This is a genomic window from Nisaea nitritireducens (assembly GCF_014904795.1).
Classification (GTDB): domain Bacteria; phylum Pseudomonadota; class Alphaproteobacteria; order Thalassobaculales; family Thalassobaculaceae; genus Nisaea; species Nisaea nitritireducens.
The window spans coordinates 71,205-90,462 of the sequence record NZ_JACZFS010000046.1; the positions used below are offsets into that span (position 1 = coordinate 71,205).

20 protein-coding genes are annotated in these 19,258 nt (G+C 60.6%); 6 read left to right on the forward strand and 14 right to left on the reverse strand.

Features of this window, described 5'->3' with window-relative positions:
- Positions 1-35: 35 nt before the first annotated feature.
- From IG629_RS15610 to IG629_RS15640, 7 genes are all read right to left on the reverse strand, one after another.
- Positions 36-479 carry a GNAT family N-acetyltransferase gene (locus IG629_RS15610; RefSeq protein WP_193172862.1) on the reverse strand — a complete coding sequence of 148 codons (444 nt, stop codon included), beginning with the start codon at positions 477-479 and terminating at the stop codon, positions 36-38.
- Between the two features lie 18 nt (positions 480-497).
- The gene (locus tag IG629_RS15615; protein WP_193172863.1) at positions 498-1,466 is read right to left on the reverse strand and encodes an ABC transporter ATP-binding protein; all 969 of its coding nucleotides are present in this window, start codon (positions 1,464-1,466) and stop codon (positions 498-500) included.
- Entirely contained in the window at positions 1,463-2,467 is a 1,005-nt protein-coding gene (locus IG629_RS15620; protein ID WP_193172864.1) for an ABC transporter ATP-binding protein, read from the reverse strand. The genes IG629_RS15615 and IG629_RS15620 overlap by 4 nt, the downstream gene beginning before the upstream one ends.
- A 36-nt stretch (positions 2,468-2,503) precedes the next feature.
- Positions 2,504-3,412, reverse strand: a complete 909-nt coding sequence (locus tag IG629_RS15625; RefSeq protein WP_226886808.1) for an ABC transporter permease — start codon at positions 3,410-3,412, stop codon at positions 2,504-2,506.
- Between the two features lie 4 nt (positions 3,413-3,416).
- On the reverse strand, positions 3,417-4,334 hold the full coding sequence (locus IG629_RS15630; RefSeq protein WP_193172866.1) for an ABC transporter permease: 918 nt from the start codon (positions 4,332-4,334) through the stop codon (positions 3,417-3,419).
- 105 nt (positions 4,335-4,439) lie between these two features.
- The gene (locus IG629_RS15635; protein WP_193172867.1) at positions 4,440-5,957 is read right to left on the reverse strand and encodes an ABC transporter substrate-binding protein; all 1,518 of its coding nucleotides are present in this window, start codon (positions 5,955-5,957) and stop codon (positions 4,440-4,442) included.
- 213 nt (positions 5,958-6,170) lie between these two features.
- Complete coding sequence (locus IG629_RS15640; RefSeq protein WP_193172868.1) at positions 6,171-7,232, reverse strand: Ldh family oxidoreductase; 1,062 nt, start codon at positions 7,230-7,232, stop codon at positions 6,171-6,173.
- A gap of 94 nt (positions 7,233-7,326) precedes the next feature.
- Here IG629_RS15640 and IG629_RS15645 point away from each other — a divergent pair, with 94 nt between their 5' ends.
- Positions 7,327-8,238: an SMP-30/gluconolactonase/LRE family protein gene (locus IG629_RS15645; RefSeq protein WP_193172869.1), complete on the forward strand. Its 912-nt coding sequence runs from the start codon at positions 7,327-7,329 to the stop codon at positions 8,236-8,238.
- On the opposite strand, the gene IG629_RS15650 is transcribed toward IG629_RS15645, so the two are convergent.
- Complete coding sequence (locus tag IG629_RS15650; protein WP_193172870.1) at positions 8,235-9,305, reverse strand: radical SAM protein; 1,071 nt, start codon at positions 9,303-9,305, stop codon at positions 8,235-8,237. The two genes, IG629_RS15645 and IG629_RS15650, sit on opposite strands and share 4 nt — an antisense overlap.
- Positions 9,306-9,540: 235 nt before the next feature.
- Here IG629_RS15650 and glk point away from each other — a divergent pair, with 235 nt between their 5' ends.
- Positions 9,541-10,497, forward strand: coding sequence for a glucokinase (gene glk, locus IG629_RS15655; protein WP_193172871.1), 957 nt, complete (start codon positions 9,541-9,543; stop codon positions 10,495-10,497).
- On the opposite strand, the gene rocD is transcribed toward glk, so the two are convergent.
- Together rocD and rocF are read right to left on the reverse strand one after the other, a co-directional pair.
- Positions 10,494-11,702 (reverse strand): ornithine--oxo-acid transaminase, encoded by a 1,209-nt coding sequence (gene rocD / locus IG629_RS15660; protein ID WP_193172872.1) that lies wholly within the window; start codon positions 11,700-11,702, stop codon positions 10,494-10,496. The two genes, glk and rocD, sit on opposite strands and share 4 nt — an antisense overlap.
- Positions 11,703-11,741: 39 nt before the next feature.
- Positions 11,742-12,677 carry an arginase gene (gene rocF, locus IG629_RS15665; RefSeq protein WP_193172873.1) on the reverse strand — a complete coding sequence of 312 codons (936 nt, stop codon included), beginning with the start codon at positions 12,675-12,677 and terminating at the stop codon, positions 11,742-11,744.
- Positions 12,678-12,825: 148 nt separating this feature from the next.
- On the opposite strand from rocF, the gene IG629_RS15670 reads away from it, so the two are divergent.
- Positions 12,826-13,266: an Lrp/AsnC family transcriptional regulator gene (locus IG629_RS15670; RefSeq protein ID WP_193172874.1), complete on the forward strand. Its 441-nt coding sequence runs from the start codon at positions 12,826-12,828 to the stop codon at positions 13,264-13,266.
- An 8-nt stretch (positions 13,267-13,274) separates the two neighbouring features.
- On the opposite strand, the gene IG629_RS15675 is transcribed toward IG629_RS15670, so the two are convergent.
- A complete protein-coding gene (locus IG629_RS15675; protein ID WP_193172875.1) occupies positions 13,275-13,835 on the reverse strand; it encodes a TetR/AcrR family transcriptional regulator in 561 nt (186 codons plus the stop codon).
- A 171-nt stretch (positions 13,836-14,006) separates the two neighbouring features.
- Here IG629_RS15675 and IG629_RS15680 point away from each other — a divergent pair, with 171 nt between their 5' ends.
- Both IG629_RS15680 and IG629_RS15685 read left to right on the forward strand, forming a co-directional pair.
- Positions 14,007-14,300 (forward strand): DUF1330 domain-containing protein, encoded by a 294-nt coding sequence (locus IG629_RS15680; protein WP_028467296.1) that lies wholly within the window; start codon positions 14,007-14,009, stop codon positions 14,298-14,300.
- Between the two features lie 131 nt (positions 14,301-14,431).
- A complete protein-coding gene (locus IG629_RS15685) occupies positions 14,432-15,592 on the forward strand; it encodes a mandelate racemase/muconate lactonizing enzyme family protein (protein WP_193172876.1) in 1,161 nt (386 codons plus the stop codon).
- On the opposite strand, the gene IG629_RS15690 is transcribed toward IG629_RS15685, so the two are convergent.
- From IG629_RS15690 to IG629_RS15700, 3 genes are all read right to left on the reverse strand, one after another.
- Positions 15,589-16,251, reverse strand: a complete 663-nt coding sequence (locus IG629_RS15690) for an alpha/beta hydrolase family protein (protein ID WP_226886810.1) — start codon at positions 16,249-16,251, stop codon at positions 15,589-15,591. The genes IG629_RS15685 and IG629_RS15690 overlap by 4 nt on opposite strands.
- A 184-nt stretch (positions 16,252-16,435) precedes the next feature.
- Entirely contained in the window at positions 16,436-16,960 is a 525-nt protein-coding gene (locus IG629_RS15695) for an NUDIX hydrolase (protein ID WP_226886812.1), read from the reverse strand.
- A 98-nt stretch (positions 16,961-17,058) separates the two neighbouring features.
- Positions 17,059-18,021, reverse strand: coding sequence for a pirin family protein (locus IG629_RS15700; RefSeq protein WP_193172878.1), 963 nt, complete (start codon positions 18,019-18,021; stop codon positions 17,059-17,061).
- Positions 18,022-18,264: 243 nt separating this feature from the next.
- On the opposite strand from IG629_RS15700, the gene dusA reads away from it, so the two are divergent.
- Positions 18,265-19,245, forward strand: coding sequence for a tRNA dihydrouridine(20/20a) synthase DusA (gene dusA / locus IG629_RS15705; protein WP_319025104.1), 981 nt, complete (start codon positions 18,265-18,267; stop codon positions 19,243-19,245).
- Positions 19,246-19,258 lie beyond the last annotated feature (13 nt).

Below are 19,258 nucleotides of genomic sequence, written 5' to 3' on the forward strand. Positions count from 1 at the left end.
ATGACGCTGCATGGGAAAAATCATCGGGGGGATTGCTATGAAATTGCGCGGCGCAGGATCATCCCGTGCTTTTCATCACCGTCGAACCCCAGCTTTTCATAGAAGCCTCGTGCCTCGGCGCGCCGTCCGGTCAGCAGCATGATTTTGTAAGCATCGGCAGCCCATGCCCTGTCGATCAATGCGTTCATCACGCCGCGTCCGATACCTTGTCCCTGATACGCCGTCAGGGTCACGACATTCTCAACCAGCGCATAGGGCCGGCCGCCATAAGTCATGTTCGGCATCAGGTGGAGCGTTGCCATGGAGACTATGCGTCCGTCCGTCTCGGCACCGTGGATTGCGGTGCCGTCACGCTCGAGGATTTGCCGGAAACGGTCGCGGCCTAAATTTCCGTCGGCAACCGGCCGCGATCCGGTCAATTCCCGATACAACGCCAGAGCGTCATCGAAATCGTCAGGGCACAAAGTCCGGTAATGCATCGCTCCGTCCTTTGGACGTCAGGCGTAGAGATGGCATTCCACGCTGCCATCTGCATCCTGGATGACAGGCGGCTTGTCCACGGAGCAGGGACCGAATGCCTTGGCGCAACGCGGGTGGAAGGTGCAGCCGCTCGGCGGATTGATCGGGTTCGGAAAGGCGATGCCGAGACCGCTGTCCGGCACGCCGAGACCGGGTTCCGGTGTCAGTACGGAGCTGAGCAGAGCGGACGTGTATGGATGCCGCGCAGCTTCGAATAGCTTGTCAGTACCAGTCTCTTCGACGATCCGGCCGAGATACATCACCGCCACCTTGGTCGCGATATGCTCAACCACGGCCAGGTTGTGACTGATCAGGACATAGGTGAGGTTCAGCTCTTCGCGCAGATCCATCAGCAGGTTGAGAATCTGGGACTGCACCGAGACGTCGAGCGCTGAGGTCGGCTCGTCGCAAATGACGATTTCCGGTTTCATGATAAGCGCACGGGCGATGGCGACGCGCTGGCGCTGACCGCCGGATAGTTGGTTCGGATAGCTGTCATAGACCCGGCGCGGCAGGCCGACGATATCGAGGATGTCCTCGACCGCTTTGCGCCATGTCGAAGGATCGCCGACTTTGTGCACGCGCAGCGGCAGCGAGACGATCGAGCCAATTGTCTTGCGCGGGTTCAGCGAGGAATAAGGGTCCTGGAAGATCGGCTGGATACGGCGGGCGATAGCTGTGCGGTCGCCGTTCTGATAGGCAGGTTCTCCATCGATGAAGATCTCGCCCGAGCTTGGCAATTCGAGGCCGAGCAGAATCTTGGCAAGGGTCGACTTGCCGCAGCCGGATTCCCCGACCAGACCGAGGACGTCGCCTTTATTGATCTTCAGGGAGATTCCGTTCACCGCATGCAGCGGCTGCTTCGGGCTGAAGATTCCGCGGCGGATCATATAGGTTTTCGTGACGTCCTGCATTTCGAGGACGGGGGGCGGGGTCTGTCCGGTCATGCCGACGCCAGCTCCTTCGCATTAGCTTCACACGCGGGCACATCGAGGGTGCAGCGGTAACCGCGCCCCGGGTTCAGCGTGTGGAACGGGTCATTCGTATCGCATGCGTCATGGGCGAAGCCGCAACGGTTGCGGAAGCTGCATCCCTTGATGTCGCCGATCAGTGTCGGAACGATGCCGGGTATGGAGCCGAGGCGGGAGCCGCGCGCGGTCTTGCCCGGCACTGGAATGCAATTGATAAGGCCCTGCGTATAAGGGTGCAGTGGCTGATTGAAGATTTCTTCGACCGTGCCGGCCTCGACGATCTTGCCCGCATACATCACAGCCACCTTGTCCGCGACCCGGGCGACAACGCCGAGGTCGTGGGTGATCAGGATCAGGGCTGAGTTGAACTCGTTCCGCAGCTCCGCCAGCAGGTGCAGGATCTGCGCCTGGATGGTGACGTCGAGCGCCGTGGTCGGCTCGTCCGCGATGATCAGTTCCGGGTCGCACATCAGCGCCATGGCGATCATCACACGCTGGCGCAAGCCACCGGAAAGCTGGTGCGGATACTGCGAGAGACGACTGGCTGCGGCCGTGATGCCAACCCGCTCCAGCAGGTAGATCGCGCGCTCGCGAGCTTCCTTGTCGCTGGATTTTTTATGCCGGAGATACGGTTCCATCAGCTGGTTGCCGATAGTGTAGGCCGGGTTCAGCGAGGTCATTGGCTCCTGGAAGATCATCGCCATCCGGTTTCCGCGAATGGCTGCCAACTCGCGTTCTTTCAGACTGAGAAGATCAGTCCCGGTGAACTGCATTTTGTCCGCGTTGATCTTCGCCCGTTTGGGCAGCAGTCCCATGATGGACAGGGACGTCAGAGATTTGCCGCAGCCTGACTCACCGACGATGCAGAGCGTTTCGCCCTTGTCGACCGAGAAGTCGATGCCGCGCACGGCATGCAGATCGCCCGCCGCGACCGGGATGTCGACCGTAAGGCCGCTGATTTCAAGAACGGCTGACATGCGTCGCTCCATCTAGGGTAATTCGGGGGGCTTGCATCAATTCCTGTGCTCCGGCGCGGTAACGTCACGGATACCGTCGCCAACAAGATTGATTGCCAGCACGAGGAGGAACAGCGCGATGCCTGGAATGGTGATCATCCAGGCCTCGAAGTAGATCTGCTCCTTGCCCTCGGAGACCATCAGCCCCCAGGAAGGCATTGGCGGCTGGACGCCCATGCCGAGGAAGGACAGTGCCGCTTCAAGCAGGATGGCATGCGCCATTTCCAGAGTCACAACCACGATCAGGCTATTCACGATGTTCGGCAGGATCTCGGTCAACAGGATGCGGGGGGTCGAGCAACCGACCGCCTTTGCCGCTGCGACATAGTCCATCTGCCGGATCTGCATGGTAGCGGAGCGCATAACGACCGCAAAACGATCCCAGAGCAGTAGTCCGAGAACGCTGATAACGACTGTCAGCGATCCGCCGATCAGGGCAACCACAGCAAGGGCGACCAGAACCACCGGCATGGACAGGCGAACCGTGATCAGGAAGGTGACGACCATGTCCACACGGCCGCCGAAGTAGCCGGCCGCGACTCCCAGGGCGGTACCAATGACGCCGGAGATGAGGGCGGCGGCAAAACCGATCAGCAGTGAGATCTGGGCGCCGTACATCAGGCGGGTAAGAAAATCCCGGCCCAGATGGTCCGTGCCAAGGATATGGTCCCAACTTCCACTCATCCAGACCGGTTGCTGCATGCGTCCGAGCAGCTCCTGGAGGTAAGGGTCGTGCGGCGCGATGAGCGGAGCCAGAATGGCCATGAGGAACATGATGCCGAGGATGGTGCCGCCGAACAGAAGGCCATAATGGCCGAAAATGCGGCGGCGCATCTGTTGTCCCGGCGTCGGCCCGACAATGTCTTCGGCGGCGGGCAGGCCTCGATTTGCGATTGTTGTGGTCATTGTCTTAGCCCACCCGGATGCGCGGATCGAGCCAGGCATTCAGCAGATCCGAGAGAAATGTCAGGACGATGTAGAAAAGCGAGAAAACCAGCACGACGGCCTGCACAACGGGCAGATCGTTCCGGCCGATTGATTCCCAAGCGAGGTAGCCGGCCCCGTGCAGAGCGAAGATGCTCTCGATAACGATCGAGCCGCCAAGCATGAAGCCGAACTGGACGGCTGCGAGGGAGACCACAGGGATCACCGCATTACGCAGGGCATGCTTAAAGAGGATGACAGGCAGGGACAAGCCCTTGGCCCGGGCCGTGCGGATATAATCGGATCCGAGCACTTCGAGCATCCCTGTCCGGGTCAGTCGCATGATGGCCGGTGTTGCGTAATAGCCGAGCACGATCGTCGGTAGGATGAAATGCTTCCAGGTCTCGGATCCGGTGATCGGCAGAAGATTGAGATTGACCCCGAAGATCAAGATCAGCAGCAGTGCTAACCAGAAGCTTGGCATGGCCTGTCCGACAACCGAAATGCCGAGCGCCATCCGGTCGAGAAAGCTGTTCGGACGGATGGCTGCGAGCACGCCGAGCGGGATCGAAAGGATGATCGCGAAACTGATCGCGCATACGCCCAGGATCATGGATACGGGCAGGCGCTCGAACAGCAGCGTAGATACTGGAAGCTTGAAGTAGAAGCTCTCGCCAAAATCTCCCTGGATCGCTCTCCCGGCCCATTCCAGATACTGAACGGTGATTGGCCGGTCAAAGCCATACAGTGTCCGAATATATTCGATATCTGCGTCGCTCGCGGTTTCGCCGGCCATGGCCGTTGCCGGGTCGCTCGCGAGGTATGTAAGAGAGAAGGTTATGGCCGAAACCGTCAGCGCGACGAGAAAGGCCAGAAACAATCGTTTCAGGGTGTAGACCAGCATATCTCAATATCCGGTAAGGCCGGGTTCCGGTGCATCGAGCACGTCCCGGCCCTTGTTATAAGCCCCGCCCCCACAGCGTGGGAGCGGGGCCAAAAAGTGTTCGGATTACTTCCAGGAAGCTGTGAAGAACCGCGGAATCTCATCGGAGGTCGGGGTGAAGTTCACATCATTCGAGAAAGCGTAGTTGGTGTTGTACGACCAGAGCGGCAGCCAATAGGCTTTCTCTGAAATCAGATTCAGAGCCTTGCCGTAGGCTTCCTTGCGCACAGCCAAATCGACGGTGGTGTCTCCTTTGACCAGATATTCCTTAACCTCCGCATCAAGGGCGAGATCGTCCTTGCCGTGGGTGAAGAAGTTGCTGGTGATCGCCGAGACATCGTTGATCGAGTAGGAGCCCCAGGTCATGAAGGCCATCGGCACTTCCTTGGCCCGGATCTTGTCACGCAGGGCCGCGTATTTCAGGAAGTTGAAGTTGGTCTTGATGCCGACCTGGCCGAGGAAACCGGCCATGGCTTCGGCATAGTCCCGGTTGCGATAGGCATAAAAGTCAATGCTGAACCCATCCGGATATCCGGCTTCCGCCAGCAGAGCCTTGGCCTTGGCCGGGTCATAGGCGTATTTCTGCACTTCGGTCGTGCAACCGACCTGGCTTGGGAAGCAGGCAGAATCAACGACAGCTGACTTACCCCGGACCAGAGCCTTGACGATTCCTTCACGGTCGATCGCGTGGGAGATAGCCTGGCGCACGCGTACGTCTTTCAGCGGTGTGTCGCCGGTCGTTCCCGACGCATCCATGGTGATGTACCCGATGCGGAAGGTCTGCTCGTTGACAATCTGGACGCGGCCCGAGGAACTCAGGCGATCTGCCTGATCGGCGGGAACCCGCCACATCCAGTCCGCACGTCCGGAGAGCAATTCAGCGATCTGCGTGTTGCGTTCCGGAATGGTCCGCTGGACAATCTTGCCGATTGTCGGCGTACCCTTGGGGCTGCCCTGCATGTAGCCGTCGAATTTTTCCCAGACAATCTTACGGCCAGGCTCGAGTTCGGTGACTTTGTACGGCCCGGAGCCAACCGGCTTCAGTGCCATGCCGTCAGGGCCGACCTTCTCGTAATAATCTTTCGGGTAGATGGAGACGGCACCCGATACGAATTCAAGAGCGGCCGGGAACGCCGCTTTCAACATCACCTGGACTTTGTATTTTCCAAGCTTCTTCGCGCCCTTGATCCAGCTGACATTGCGTTGGGTTTTCACACCGTTGGCCGGGTCGGCAACCCAGTTGTAGGTGAACACCACATCGTCCGCATCAAGCTCTTCGCCATTGTGGAAGGTGAGGCCTTCGTTCAGTTCGAATTCCAGTGTGGTATCGTCGACCCACTTGTAGGATTTCGCGATCAGCGGCTTGTATTCCATCGTCGCCGGATCGCGGTACAACAAGGCATCCCAAGTCATGCGGGAGACGATGATGCCTTCACGCGCAGTGTTGAAATAGCTGTCGACATTCTCCAGTTCGCGTTCCCAGACAATGTTCAGCGTGTCGTCGGCTTTGCCGGCGAGGGCTGCCGGGGTTGCCGAAGCCAAAGCCACCAGCGATAGCGCCGAAGCTGCAACAAATCTTTTCATGTCCACTCCTGTTCGTTAGGCCGGTTTCTAGGTAGCGAGGCGAGGTGAGGATGGGATTGGGCGCTTCGCTTCCGTCGGACTGACTGTCCTGACCGATTAGGAACGGCAGCATTGCAGGGTCAAATTGTCATTGCAAGAACTTGGGATCGTATTCCCATGTTATTATTCCGCATTGCAACATGCTTGGTTGAGCGCTGCGCGCTGTGGTCCGCGCTATGCGGGTGCAGAGGCTGAAGGCAAGGTGGCATTGTATTTTTGGGCCCATGGTTGCAATGCCTCGATGATGCCCGGATAGAGTTGGATGCCGTTTTCCAGCGCATCGCGGCGCTTTTGGATCGCACTTTGCCCGGGCAGGCGCACTGGGGTCCCGGGAGTAGCCGGTTTGTTGGCGAGGCACTTCGCGACGATATGGTCGATCTGCCGGTTAAAGGCGTCTCTGCCGGAGAAGGCGGTTGGATCGGAGACCTGTATATGGACGCCGGCACCCCAGCCGTCAGCGGGGTCCGCACGGCCATGACCGGCGAGCCCCTGCGTCAGTGCCTCGATCATCAGGGCAAGGCCATATCCCTTATGCCCGTATTCCTGGCCCCCGATGGGCAGGATCGTGCCCGGCGGGTCGGTGAAGAGGGCGCCCGGGTCGTCGGTTGCCATGCCGTCCGCATCCTGAACCCATTTGCCGGGAAGCTTCTTTCCCTCGCTGTGCAACCGGCCGGTCAGCCCGTTCGTGGTGATCGAGGCGCTGGTGTCGATCAGGATCGGATCGCCGCCGGTGGGGATGCCGACCGCAATTGGGTCCGGTGTAAAGAGAGGCTCGGTTCCGCCATAGGGAGCGACGCTGGCAACGGCCGGATCGGAAGAGGTGATCTGCATCATGCAGCCTTCCCGCGTCGCCCGCTCAAGGAAGACTGCGAGACAGGCGATGTGGTGGCTGCGCCGGATTGCGATGCCCGCGGTGCCGTAAAGTTTCGCCCGTTCGACGGCCTGATCCACCGCCCGGGCAGTGAGCCAGACGCCGGGCAGGCGGCGGCCGTCCCAGGTCGCCACGGCGCCCCGGTCGCTCAGCACTTCCGGGCCGCCTTCCTTGCGCATGGTGCCGTCCTCAAGCGCTTTCAGATAAGGGGCGCAGAGCTGCAGGCCGTGGGTCGTATGGCCCATAAGATCGGCTTCGACGAGCAGGGGAGCGATTGTACTTGCCTTGTCTCGATCGAGACCCGCGGCTTCGAACAGGCCTGTGGCGAAGGCCGTGAGCGCGTTTGCGTCGTAACGGTGTTCCATTGTTCCCCCCAATGCATTTTCTTTTGTCATAGCGAGCCTGCCGATTTGTGAAGACAATGGGAAGACCGGGGTTTCATGCGGGGAGAAAACAACAATGAGTGCGAGCGATTACGAGATCCGTGACGATCGTTTCCGCCGATGCGTCAAGGCGATCGAGACCGTCGAGCAGATCTGGACCGGCGGTAAATGGACCGAGGGGCCGGTCTATGTCCCGGCCTACAAGTCGCTCATCTGGAGTGATATCCCGAACGACCGCCGCCTGCGCTGGGACGAATGCAGCGGCGCGGTCGGCGAGTTCCGCATCAACGAGGGCGCCAATGTGAACGGCAGCACCCTTGATCGCGAGGGCCGGGTGATCTGTTGCGAGCACGGCAGCCGGAGTGTCACGCGCATGAACCACGATGGCTCTATCGAGACGCTTGCCGACCGGTTCGAAGGAAAACGCTTCAACAGCCCGAACGACGTGGTTGTGAGATCGGACGGATCGATCTGGTTCACGGATCCAGCCTACGGCATTGAATCCGACTATGAGGGTTTCGAAGGCGAGGAGGAGATCGGCGGGCAGCACGTCTACCGGATCGACGGTGGGACAGGCGCGATCACTCAGGTCACGGACGATTTCACCTGCCCGAACGGTCTCGCGTTCTCGCTTGATGAGACGAAGCTCTACATCGCGGACAGCGGGGCGACGCGCTATCCGGGCGCGCCGAAGCATATTCGCGTGTTCGACGTCACGGACGATAACCGGCTCCGGGGCGGCGATGTCTTTGCCGAATGCGAGGCCGGTGTCTTCGACGGGTTCCGCTTCGACAATAAGGGGAAGATCTGGACCAGTGCGGCGGACGGTGTGCATTGCTACACGCCGGACGGCGACTTGATCGGCAAGATACTTGTTCCGGAAGTCGTCTCGAACCTCTGCTTTGGAGGGCCGAAGCGGAACCGGCTTTTCATCACCGCGACAAAAAGCGTCTACACAGTCCTGCTGGCGACGAGCGGTCCGCGCTAGTCGGCCGCGTCCTGGCTCCTGGCGGACAGTCGTTGGTGCCTTGCCGTTTCTAGCACGCCGGCCAGTACTTCGGTATGGAACCGGTCGCAGCCGATACAAAGGTTGCGATAGGGCTCCCCTTTCACGGTGATGGTCTCCGACTTCTTCAGGAAGGTCTCGACATCCCAGCCGTGGGCGATGCCCATGCGTTCTGGATGGCCCATCGAGATCGCCTCGAAGGCGGGATGGCCGACCAGGCTGTCGATGATATCTTCCAGCGGCTCTTCCGTCAGGTTGCCAAGCGGCGCCTTGGTTTTCAGGCAGCAGGGAAAGACATCCCCGTTCGGGTCGATGGAGACCTCGGAGCCGGAATAGCGCCGATTCAGGAAATTCAGGCCGCCGGACCAGACATTGCAGAAATTGTCGTTGATGGTGGCTTTCGAAAGCCCGTTCTTCCAGGCCCGGCCGCGCGGCCAGATCTTGCCGATCCAGGCATCCTCGGTCGCGCCGAAGAAGGAAAAGGCCGGCCCGTCATCGTCCCAGGCACGTTCGGACGGCTCGTGCACGAAATCGCGCATGCCGGCGGCCTTGAACCACTGGGTTAGCCGCTCCTGTAGCGGAACCCGCTTCTCGCCCTCCATGCCGACATGGAAATCGTCCATCCCGGCGACGGAGATCATGTAGATGCCGCGTTCAAGCAGCTCGTCGATGATCTTCTCGGTGAGGAGGTCGCCAGTGGTCTGCACCACCAGCCTGACGCCGCCCTGCTCCTTGTATTTGTCGCGGATCATTTCCAGCGCGGGGTAGAGGATGGTCTCCCGTATGGGGTCGATCAGGACTTCGCCGCCGGAGACGATGATCCGGCTGTTTCGCTCGACATAGCCGCCGGGCGCATTGTCGTCCGGTTGCTCGAGGTCGAGGTAGGTTAGGCGTTCAGGAAGGTTCGCGATGATCCGCGGGAAATTCTCCTGCGCTGCGCCAACGACCGCTTTCAGCTCGTCACGGACATAGGGGCGGAACTTGTCTTCGTAGCAATGCTTGCACCGCCGATGACAGGCCCAGGAGAGGACGTAATAGATACTTTCCATTGGTATTTCCCACGTTCACCAAGGTTATGCATATGCCTGTTCCGGCCCGTCCTGTGAAATCACGCCTCCGTCAGGAGCCTGCAATCTCCGGCAATGTCAAAGCCTGCAGCTCTGCCCGGCCGGCAGTCGGGCCGGGAGCTGTTACTGCGTCCCGGTTGCACAGAATGTCGGCTTCCGGTACCCCGTGAGTGTGAAATTCAAAGGGACGGCTCGCGCTGCGCGCGACCGGTAGTGCATGACGGCAAGGATATTGATCGGCGATCTCGGCGGGACGAACTTGCGCCTTGCGCTGACAAACGGCACGTCCATCGAAGCCGAGGCCCGATTCAGGACAGCGGATCATCCGGGACTGGAATCCGTTCTCGATCAGTATCTTGACGGCTTGCCTGCTACGGCCCGACCGGTCTCCGCCCTTCTGGCCGTGGCAGGTCCCGTATCCGGCGACCGGTGTCGGTTGACCAACTGTCCCTGGAGCTTTTCCCGCCGCGCCGTTGCGGAGCGCTACGGCTGGGGCCGTTTCCGGCTGATGAATGATTTTTCCGCCGTCGCGGCGGCGTTGCCTTACTTCTCGGGTGAGGATCTACAGATAGTTCAGGCCGGTGAGAACAACGAAGGAGCACCAAAACTCGTGCTCGGTCCGGGCACCGGGCTTGGAGTCGGTGCGGCGGTTCCTGCAGAGCGAGGCTGGACGATCCTTGATGGCGAGGGTGGTCATGTCGATTTGCCCTGCCGGGACGAGGCGGAAGCCGAGCTTCACCGGATGCTCCGCCGCAACGGTCCCGTCTCGGCGGAATCAGTGCTCTCCGGCGCGGGGCTTGCGGCTTTGTTCAATGCCATCGCGGAAAAGAACGGTGCCGGGGTGCGGGTGGTATGTGGTGAGGACGTCACGGCAAGGCTGGCGGACACGGACTGCCCGGTGGCGCGGGAGGCGCTGGACCGGTTTTCATCCTTCCTCGGCGCTGTTGCCGCTAACGCCGCTCTCACGGTCGGGGCACGCGGCGGTGTCTATCTGAACGGCGGCGTTCTGGGACATATAGGCGCCGATTTCCGGGAGGATCTGTTTCGGGCGCATTTCGTCGGGGACGGTCGGATGGCGGACTATCTCGCCGCCATTCCTGTCTATCGCATCAGGCATCCGGAGCCGGGTCTGTTCGGACTCCGGATGCTGGCGCGTGGTGCGTACGCCGCTTAGTGAAGGTTGGTCAGCACGTCCTGGAAACGCTCCAGCGCCCAGTCGACCTGATCGCGGGTGATGACCAGCGGCGGGGCGATGCGGATCGAATGTTCGTGCGTGTCTTTCGCCAGAATGCCGCGATCCTTCAGGGCCTCGCAGTATTTTTTGGCGCCGCCCGCTTCCGGTTGTAGCTCAACGGCCAGCATCAGGCCGCGTCCGCGGATTTCCTTGACCGCGTTGGAGCGTATGTCTTCCAGGCCGGCCTTGAAATAAGAGCCTTGCTCGGCGGAATTCTCGATCATGCCCTCGCTCACCAGCACGTCGAGCGCGGCCCGGGCGATGGCGCAAGCCAGCGGGTTGCCGCCAAAGGTGGAGCCATGCTGGCCCGGTTGCAGCACGCCGAGCACTTCGGTGTTCGAAAGCACGGCGGAGACCGGATAGAAGCCGCCGGACAGCGCCTTGCCGACCAGTGTCACATCCGCCTCGATCTCCTCATGCTCTTCCGCCAGCATCTTGCCGGTCCGGCCGAGGCCTGACTGGATTTCGTCCAGGATCAGCGTGATGTTGTGCTCGGTGCAGAGCGCCCGCATCCGCTTCAGGTAGCCTGCGGGCGGAATGATCACGCCGGCCTCGCCCTGGATCGGTTCGATCAGCACGGCCACGGTGTTCCGCGTGATAGCCTGCTCGAACGCCGTGATGTCGCCGAACTTGACCACCCGGAAGCCTGGTGCGAAGGGGCCGAAGCCACCGCGCGCGACCGGATCGGTGGAGAAGCCGACGACGCCGATGGTGCGGCCATGGAAATTGTTGGAGAAGACGATGATCTCGGCCTGGTTCTCCTCGACGCCCTTCTGCTCGTATCCCCATTTGCGTACGGCCTTGATGGCGGACTCGACCGCTTCGGCGCCGGAATTCATCGGCAGCACCTTGTGGGAGCCGGTCAGCCGGGCGATGTCTTCGTAGAAACCGGCGAGTTGGTCATTGTGGAAGGCGCGGGAGGTCAGGGTGATGCGTTTCGCCTGCTCGACCATCGCCTCGAAGATCTTCGGGTGGCAATGACCCTGATTGACCGCCGAATAGGCGGACAGGCAGTCGAGATACTGCTTTCCGTCCACGTCCCAGACATGCACGCCTTCACCTCGGGACAGTACCACGTCCAACGGCTTGTAATTGTGTGCGCCGAGGCGCTGTTCGGTGGCGATGAAGTCTGCGGCGTTTGCCATGATTGTCTCCGTGGTTCGGGGTATCAGAAAGGCCAAGGCTCAGAAAGAACGTGTCGGGCGATCCATGACCTTGCGGCCGAACAGGCTCGCGGCCAGGTCGACCATGAGGCGCGCGGTCTTGCCGCGCTCGTCGAGAAACGGGTTCAGTTCGACCAGATCAAGGGAGCCGACGCGCCCGCAATCGTTCAGCTTCTCCATGATCAGATGCGCCTCCCTGAAAGTCGCACCGCCGGGAACGGTGGTGCCGACGGCCGGCGCGATTTCAGGGTCGAGGAAATCGACGTCGAGGCTGACATGAATGATGCCGTCCGCCGCTTCGACCCGCGCCAGGAAATCCTTGAGCAGTGTGTTGACGCCATGCTCGTCGATGGCACGCATGTCGATCACTTCGATTGGCTGGTCCAGCAATTCGCGATGTTCCGCCGGATCGACGGAGCGGATGCCCATCATGGTCATGTTCTCGGGCTTCACCGGCACTTCCAAAGGAGGGAAATAGCTATCGAAGCCGTCCCGGCCGGTGAAATAGGCGACCGGCACGCCATGCAGGTTGCCACTCTCGGTGCTGTTCAGGTCGTGGTAGTCGGTATGGGCGTCAAGCCAGAGCACGAAGAGTTCGCGCCCTTCTTCCTTGGCGGCTTTGGCGATGCCCGGAAGCGTGCCGGCCGCCAGCGCATGGTCGCCGCCGAGGAAGATCGGCGTGCGGCCGTTCTGCTTCGCCTGATAGGCGGCTTCGGTGAGGGTCTGCACCCAGCCAGCGGTTTCCGTCAGGTTCTTGATCGCCTTGTTCGGATGACTGCGTTCCGGAAGCGCGGCAGCGGTGCAATTCCCGAGATCCTCGACGGAATGGCCAAGACTTTCCAGCGCCCGGCCAAGTCCAGCCGTGCGGAATGCGTCCGGCCCCATGATGCAACCCGGCTGGCCCGCACCGATCTGAACGGGGGCGCCAACAAGAACACAGGAACGACGATCGGTCATTTTTGGCTCCATGAATGTGCACGGTTGATTTGCCCGGCACGAACTGTATTCAGTATGCGGGCAAGTCTCTGGCGCAAAATAGATGGCAATTTGCGCAATTTGATCCATGATATGATCAAAATGATAACTTAAATGTGGCGATCTGAAAATGGATGCTGTTGACGAGAAACTGATCGCCGCGCTGCGCCGGAATGGCCGTACGGGTATTTCCGAGCTTGCCGGCACGGTCGGGGTCTCGCGTGCCACGGTGCGCAGCCGGCTGGAGCGGCTGGAGCGTGACGGCCATGTGCTCGGCTATACGGTGGTGCTGCGCGGGGACGCGACGGAAATGCCCGTGCGCGGCATCATGCTAATCGAAATCGAGGGGCGCGGGACGGAGAACGTAGTGCGCCAACTCACCGGCATCGGTGAGGTTGGCGCGGTGCACAGTACGAACGGCAAGTGGGATCTGATTGCCGAGATCGGCGCCGAGACCCTGACGGATTTTGACGATGTGCTACGCCGCATCCGGCTGATCGAAGGCATCGCCAGTTCGGAGACAAACCTGCTTCTGGCAACCCGGCGCAGTGCCCGGGCCGCCCGCGGGTAACGTTCACATCACACCGCGGTATCTTCCTCAAGCAGGTCGAGAGCCTTGAGGGCGGTGCGGGCGGAGAGCCAGAGTTCCTCCTCCTCGCGGATCACCTTGCAGACGACATTGAGACCGACCAGCACTGTCTTGAGCGCGAGCGCGGTGGCGTGGCTGTCGAGGGTTGAGGGAAGCTCGTCGGTTGCCTTGCCGAATTCGAGCAGGCGTTCCAGCCGTGCGACATTGGCCTGGACGATCTCATCAAGCATCGGGCCGAGCGCTTCGTCCCGATTGCAGAGTTCAGCCACGCTTTTCACCGCAAAACAGCCCTTGGCGTCGGGATCGGCGGCGCGGGCGCTACAGGCGGCGCGGAACGTGTTCGTGATCAGCCGCCTGACACTACCGGCGGAGGACGGCTCGCTTGCGAACGCGCTGTCGGGCGATTGCTCGCCATAGAGGGCAAGAGCCTCGCGGAACAGATCCTCGCGGCTACCGAACGCGTTGTAGAAGCTTGACCGGGTAATCCCGAGACGCTCGGAAAGCGCCTTGACGGAGCAGGCCTCATAGCCCTCACGCCAGAAGATTTCCATGGCCGTATCGACGGCTTCGTCTCGGTCAAATTTGCTCGGTCGGGCCAAAATCACTCACGAAAATATTATTTATACAGCAGTGGACAAAACGATGGACGCGTGTTTTATCCACTTCTGTACATAACGTGCCCGGCAAGTTCTGTCGAGCGTTCAGGGAATGAGGAGATATTCATGACGGCGTTTTTTGTGGCTGTGGTTGCAGTCAAGGACCCGGCCAAGATGCAGGACTACTCAAAGCAAGCCGCGGAAACCTTCAAGCCGTTTGGCGGTGAAATGGTGATGCGCGGCAAGGTCGGGGAAGTTCTTACCGGCGGTAATGCCAATCATCAGGCGACGGGCATAGCCTCCTTCCCGAGCATGCAGGACCTGAAAGCCTGGTACGCTTCGGACGCCTATCAGGCGATCATTCCGCTGCGCGAGGAAGCGGCGGACATGACGATTACCGCTTACGACGTTCCGTCCTGATCCGGCACATGAGGCGGCCCGGCACGGCCGCCTCACGCCGGGAGTTGGATCGTTCCGTGAAAAGGCCATGGCCCGGGCGATCCCGGATGATCTAGGCTTCCCGTGTTGGCAACAATGCGGGGCTGCCGGGTATGAAGATCACAGGCATCCGGAGCCATGTGCTCCAGTACGATCTCGATGAAGAGCTCGGCTATTCCCAGCAATATTACCTGAAGCGCACCACCCATCTGGTGGAGATCACGACCGACGAGGGGCTGGTTGGCTGGGGCGAGTGTTTCGGTGGCGGCGATATCGCTTTCGCCAACAAGGCCATCGTTGAGCGCGTGATCCAGCCGATGGTGCTCGGCATGGACCCGCTTGAGCGCGAGGTGATCTGGCACAAGGTCTACAACCTTCTGCGAGATCACGGCCAGAAGGGCATGCCGATCCAGTCTCTCTCCGGCGTCGATATCGCGCTCTGGGATCTGGCCGGCAAGATCCACGGCGTGCCGGTCTACCGGTTGCTCGGCGGTGCCTTTCGGGACCGTATCCAGGTCTATGGCTACGGCATGATGTTGCAGAGGGTGCCTGACCTGAAGGAGCGCTTCGCTGTCGAGAGCGCGGCGATCAGCGCAGCCGGCTACAAGGCGATGAAGATGAAGGTCGGGCGCGGCGTGAAAGAGGACATCGCGTTGGTCGAGACTGTCCGCGGTGCTATTGGCCCCGATATTGGTCTGATGGTGGATGCGAACCATGCCTATACGGCACGGGAAGCGATACCGCTCGGGCGCGAACTGGAGCGGCTCGGCGTTGCCTGGTTCGAGGAGCCGGTCGCGCCGGAGGACAGGCAGGGCTATCGCGACCTCTGCCTTGCCCTCGACATGCCGGTTGCCGGAGGGGAGGGTGAGTTCACCCGCTGGGGCTTCCGCGATCTGATCCATAACCGCTGCGTCGACGTTCTGCAGCCGGAAGTCTGCGGGCTTGGCGGTATCACCGAGTATCTGAAGGTCCGGGCTCTGGCGGAGGCCCATTTCATGCCGATCGTGAACCATGTCTGGGGCTCGGCTGTGGCCGTGGCCACCAACATGCATCTGCTGGCCGCGTTGCCGGACCTGCCGGGCGGCGCGCACCCGGTCCAGCCGATGCTGGAATACGACACCACGCCGAACCGGTTCCGGGAAGAGTTGCTGGTCGAACCGCTCCGGGTCGGCGAGCAGGTGAAGGAAAGCGGCGGCAGCGTCGGTCTGCCGGGCGGGCCGGGGCTCGGTATCGAGCCGGACCCGGATTTTGTGAAGCATTTTTCTGTTAGCTAATTGCGACCCAAAGCGGATGGGGCGAATATCTGTTCTAAGAAGGGGCGTAGAACTCCCTGAGAATATTCGAGCGGGATGCGATGTCCGCATTCGAACAGGCTGAGAGTGACCGGAACTCCGGCGTCTGACAGGGTTTCGGCGAATATCTCGGCTTGGGAAACTGGAGCGCGGTCGTCCTGCCTTCCGTGCAAAATCAAGATGTTCGAGTGAATTTTATGCGTGTGGTACAAGGCCGAGCGCGCCAGAAAGGCTTCGTTCGACAGGCCTGCCTCGTTCTGGATTGCCTGTCGCACGCCGCCGGAACTGCTGTCAAAAGCCGCCTTAAGATCGTAGACGCCGCTAGACAGTATAAGGGCCTCTAAATCAGGAACTTGAGTGGCGACCATTGCCGAGGCAATGGCTCCCCGGCTGTATCCATAAAGAACGATCCGGTCAGGATCGATGGACGGTTGTTCCTTGAGAAAGGAGAGAGCAGCCATAATCGCCTGCTGTGTGCGCGGACCGCAGAAATCGGCAGGGCCGTCTGACGCGCCAAATCCAGGCTGTGAAACTGCCGCCGCAGTGATATTCAAGCTGGACGATAACTGAAGCAGCACCCCACGCTCGACGACCTGTTTTGCCCCCTTAAAAAGGCCGCCCTGATAGCCATGGACAAGCAATATTGCTCCTCGGGGCGTGCTGCCTGAAGCCTGAGCTTGAAAAAGCTCAACAGTTGCTCCGTCCTCCCGTTTAATGAGATGTCGCGTAACCATTGGCATAAATACCATTACGTTTATTGGCGTGCTGGCGAGACACTGACTCGAGAGCCTCTCAATATCCGCAAACGGCAAAAGCGGCCGTTCGTCAATCGGGCTTCATCGTACCGTCTTGAAGGGCGCCCTTTAACCCAGTTGGGTAGAGTTCCAGGCCACCACGATCCAGCGTGTTCACATCGAACCAGGATGCGCGACAGGGCGCTCCATTATCTTCCAAATACTCTATCGGCCCATCATGCGTATAAGCGTCATCCGGGAAGGCAATGTTGGACACAAATGCAACCTCATGCCCAACGACGCCATGATGGGTATAGATGCTTTCCAGGATCACCGGGGTTCCAATGATATGAACCGATACCCCGAGTTCTTCATTGAATTCCCGTACCAGCGCATCCCGCCAACTCTCCCCAAACTCCAGCCGCCCGCCAAGCGGTCTGACGCCTTTGATGCTTCCATCGTCATTCTGAATTTCACTGGCCAAGAGGAGCCCGTTCCGCCACACGAGGCCGAGCGCTTTGACTTCAATAGTTTGTGACGGGCGCCAGGTTTGCATTGGGTCAGCCAATAATAAGGTGAGGTGGATACAAGCACAGATTGAGCGCGAAAGAATCATGCAAGATCACGCGCGTCAACAAGTCCGGCGTCTGGGAGATGAATGCGGTTCAGGCGGTTTCGGCTATCTTTCTCAAAATATCCGTCGCTCTGTGTTTGTCAGTCGAACGCGCGGCCACCGATTGCCTTGCGCGGTTTGGTCTTGTCTTCCGGCAGTGGGATGAAATCCTCCTCGTCGCCCGGCACCGTATCGAACCGGCCTTGCCGCCATTCCTCCTTCGCCTGCTCTATGCGCTCGAGCCGGGAAGAGACGAAGTTCCACCAGATATAACGTGGCCCTTCCATCGGCTCGCCACCGAAGACCATAAAGCGTGTGGATTCCGTTGCCTTAACTTCCACGGGAGCGCCGCTTCGCAATATCAGCAGTGTCGCATTGCCGTGCTGGATACCCTCCACGGAAAGCGAGCCGGACAGGATGTAGAGGGCGCGTTCCTCATGGCTTGCCTCGATCTGAAAGCGGCCACCGCGTTCCAGGCTGAAATCGGCATAGAGCGTTTCCGAGGCGGTTTTCAGCGGAGAGCGCACACCCTGCATCTCGCCCGCAATCAGCCGGAGGGAAAGCGCGCCATCGGTGATCGTCGGAATATCGTCGACCCCGTGATGATGAAAGGCCGGAGCTGTTTCTTCTTCGGCTTCCGGCAGGGCGACCCAGGTCTGTAGCCCGAACAGGCGCTGGCCAGTCTGTTTCAGGGCGTCTGAAGTGCGTTCGGAATGCACGATGCCGGTGCCCGCTTTCATCCAGTTCACTGCACCGGGGCGGATGGCCTGTTCCGTGCCAAGACTGTCCCGGTGCAGGATTTCGCCTTCCAACAGATAGGTGACGGTCGCCAGATTGACATGCGGGTGCGGGCGCACATCAATGCCCTGATCGGTCAGGAATTCGGCCGGGCCCATCTGGTCGAAAAAGATGAAGGGGCCGACCATCTGGCGCTGCCTGGTCGGCAGGGAGCGTCGTACCGTCATCTCTCCGAGATCGACCGCGCGCGGGACAATCACGGTCTCGACGGCATCGACAGAGGCGCTGTCGCCAAGGGTGGGGTCGGGGCAGGGGCTCCAGCTCATGTGACGTGTCCTTTCGCCGATTGATGTAGAAAAGAGATTGTGCCGATGCTGCGTGCGGACGAGGGGTCGTTTAAAAACAATTCGTTTCTTTTCGTATCCCTCAGGGCTATCCGGAGCGGCACGAGGAGTGACAGGCGCGACTGTCTGCATGCGTCCGCAGGGCTGATCTGCCGTTTTCCCGTTGGAAACCTGGCCCTGCAGACGATATGAAAGGGCAGATTGCAGCCAGAGGCTAAAAGACACGTGACTGAACTTCACCGCATATCCGTCGCACCGATGATGGACTGGACTGACCGGCACGACCGCTATTTCCTGCGGCAGATCAGCCGGCATGCCGTCCTCTATACGGAGATGGTGACAACCGGCGCCCTGCTGCACGGCGATGCCAAGCGTTTCCTGCGCTATGACGCGTTCGAGCATCCGCTTGTCCTGCAGCTTGGCGGCAGCGAGCCCGATGCCATGGCGGAATGTGCTCGTATGGCCGAGGATTGGGGCTATGCGGAAGTGAACATCAATGTCGGTTGCCCGAGCGACCGGGTGCAGTCCGGCAGTTTCGGCGCCTGCCTGATGCGGGAGCCGGATCTGGTCGCCCGCTGCGTCGCGGCGATGAGCGAAGCCGTCTCCATACCCGTTACCGTGAAATCCCGCATCGGTGTTGACGATCAGGAGCCGGAGACGGTTCTGCCGGGTTTCATCCGTCAGGTTGCGGATGCAGGATGCCGCCACGTCATTGTGCATGCCCGGAAGGCCTGGTTGCAGGGGCTCAGCCCGAAGGAAAACCGCGACGTGCCGCCGCTGGACTACCCGCTGGTTCATACCATGAAGCAGCAGTTCGACGCGCTTGAGCTCTCGATCAACGGCGGTATCGCCACGCTCGACGAAGCGGAAGCACAGTTGGTGCATGTCGATGGTGTGATGATCGGCCGTGCAGCCTATCAGACGCCGTGGATACTGGCCGATGTTGACCGCCGGTTCTACGGCGCTGGCGAGACGGATCTCACTCCCTGGGACGTGGCCGATGCAATGGTGGAATATGCCGCCCGCCGCATGGCCGAGGGCGTACCGCTGAAAAGCATTACCCGGCATATGCTCGGGCTTTTCCAGGGTTGCGCCGGAGCCCGCGCCTGGCGCCGCCATCTGTCCGAGAACGCGTTCCGGGACGACGCCCGTCCCGAGCTGATCCGCGAGGCAGCGGAGCTGGTGCCGAGGCGCCAAGCGGCCTGAATCAGTCGGCCTG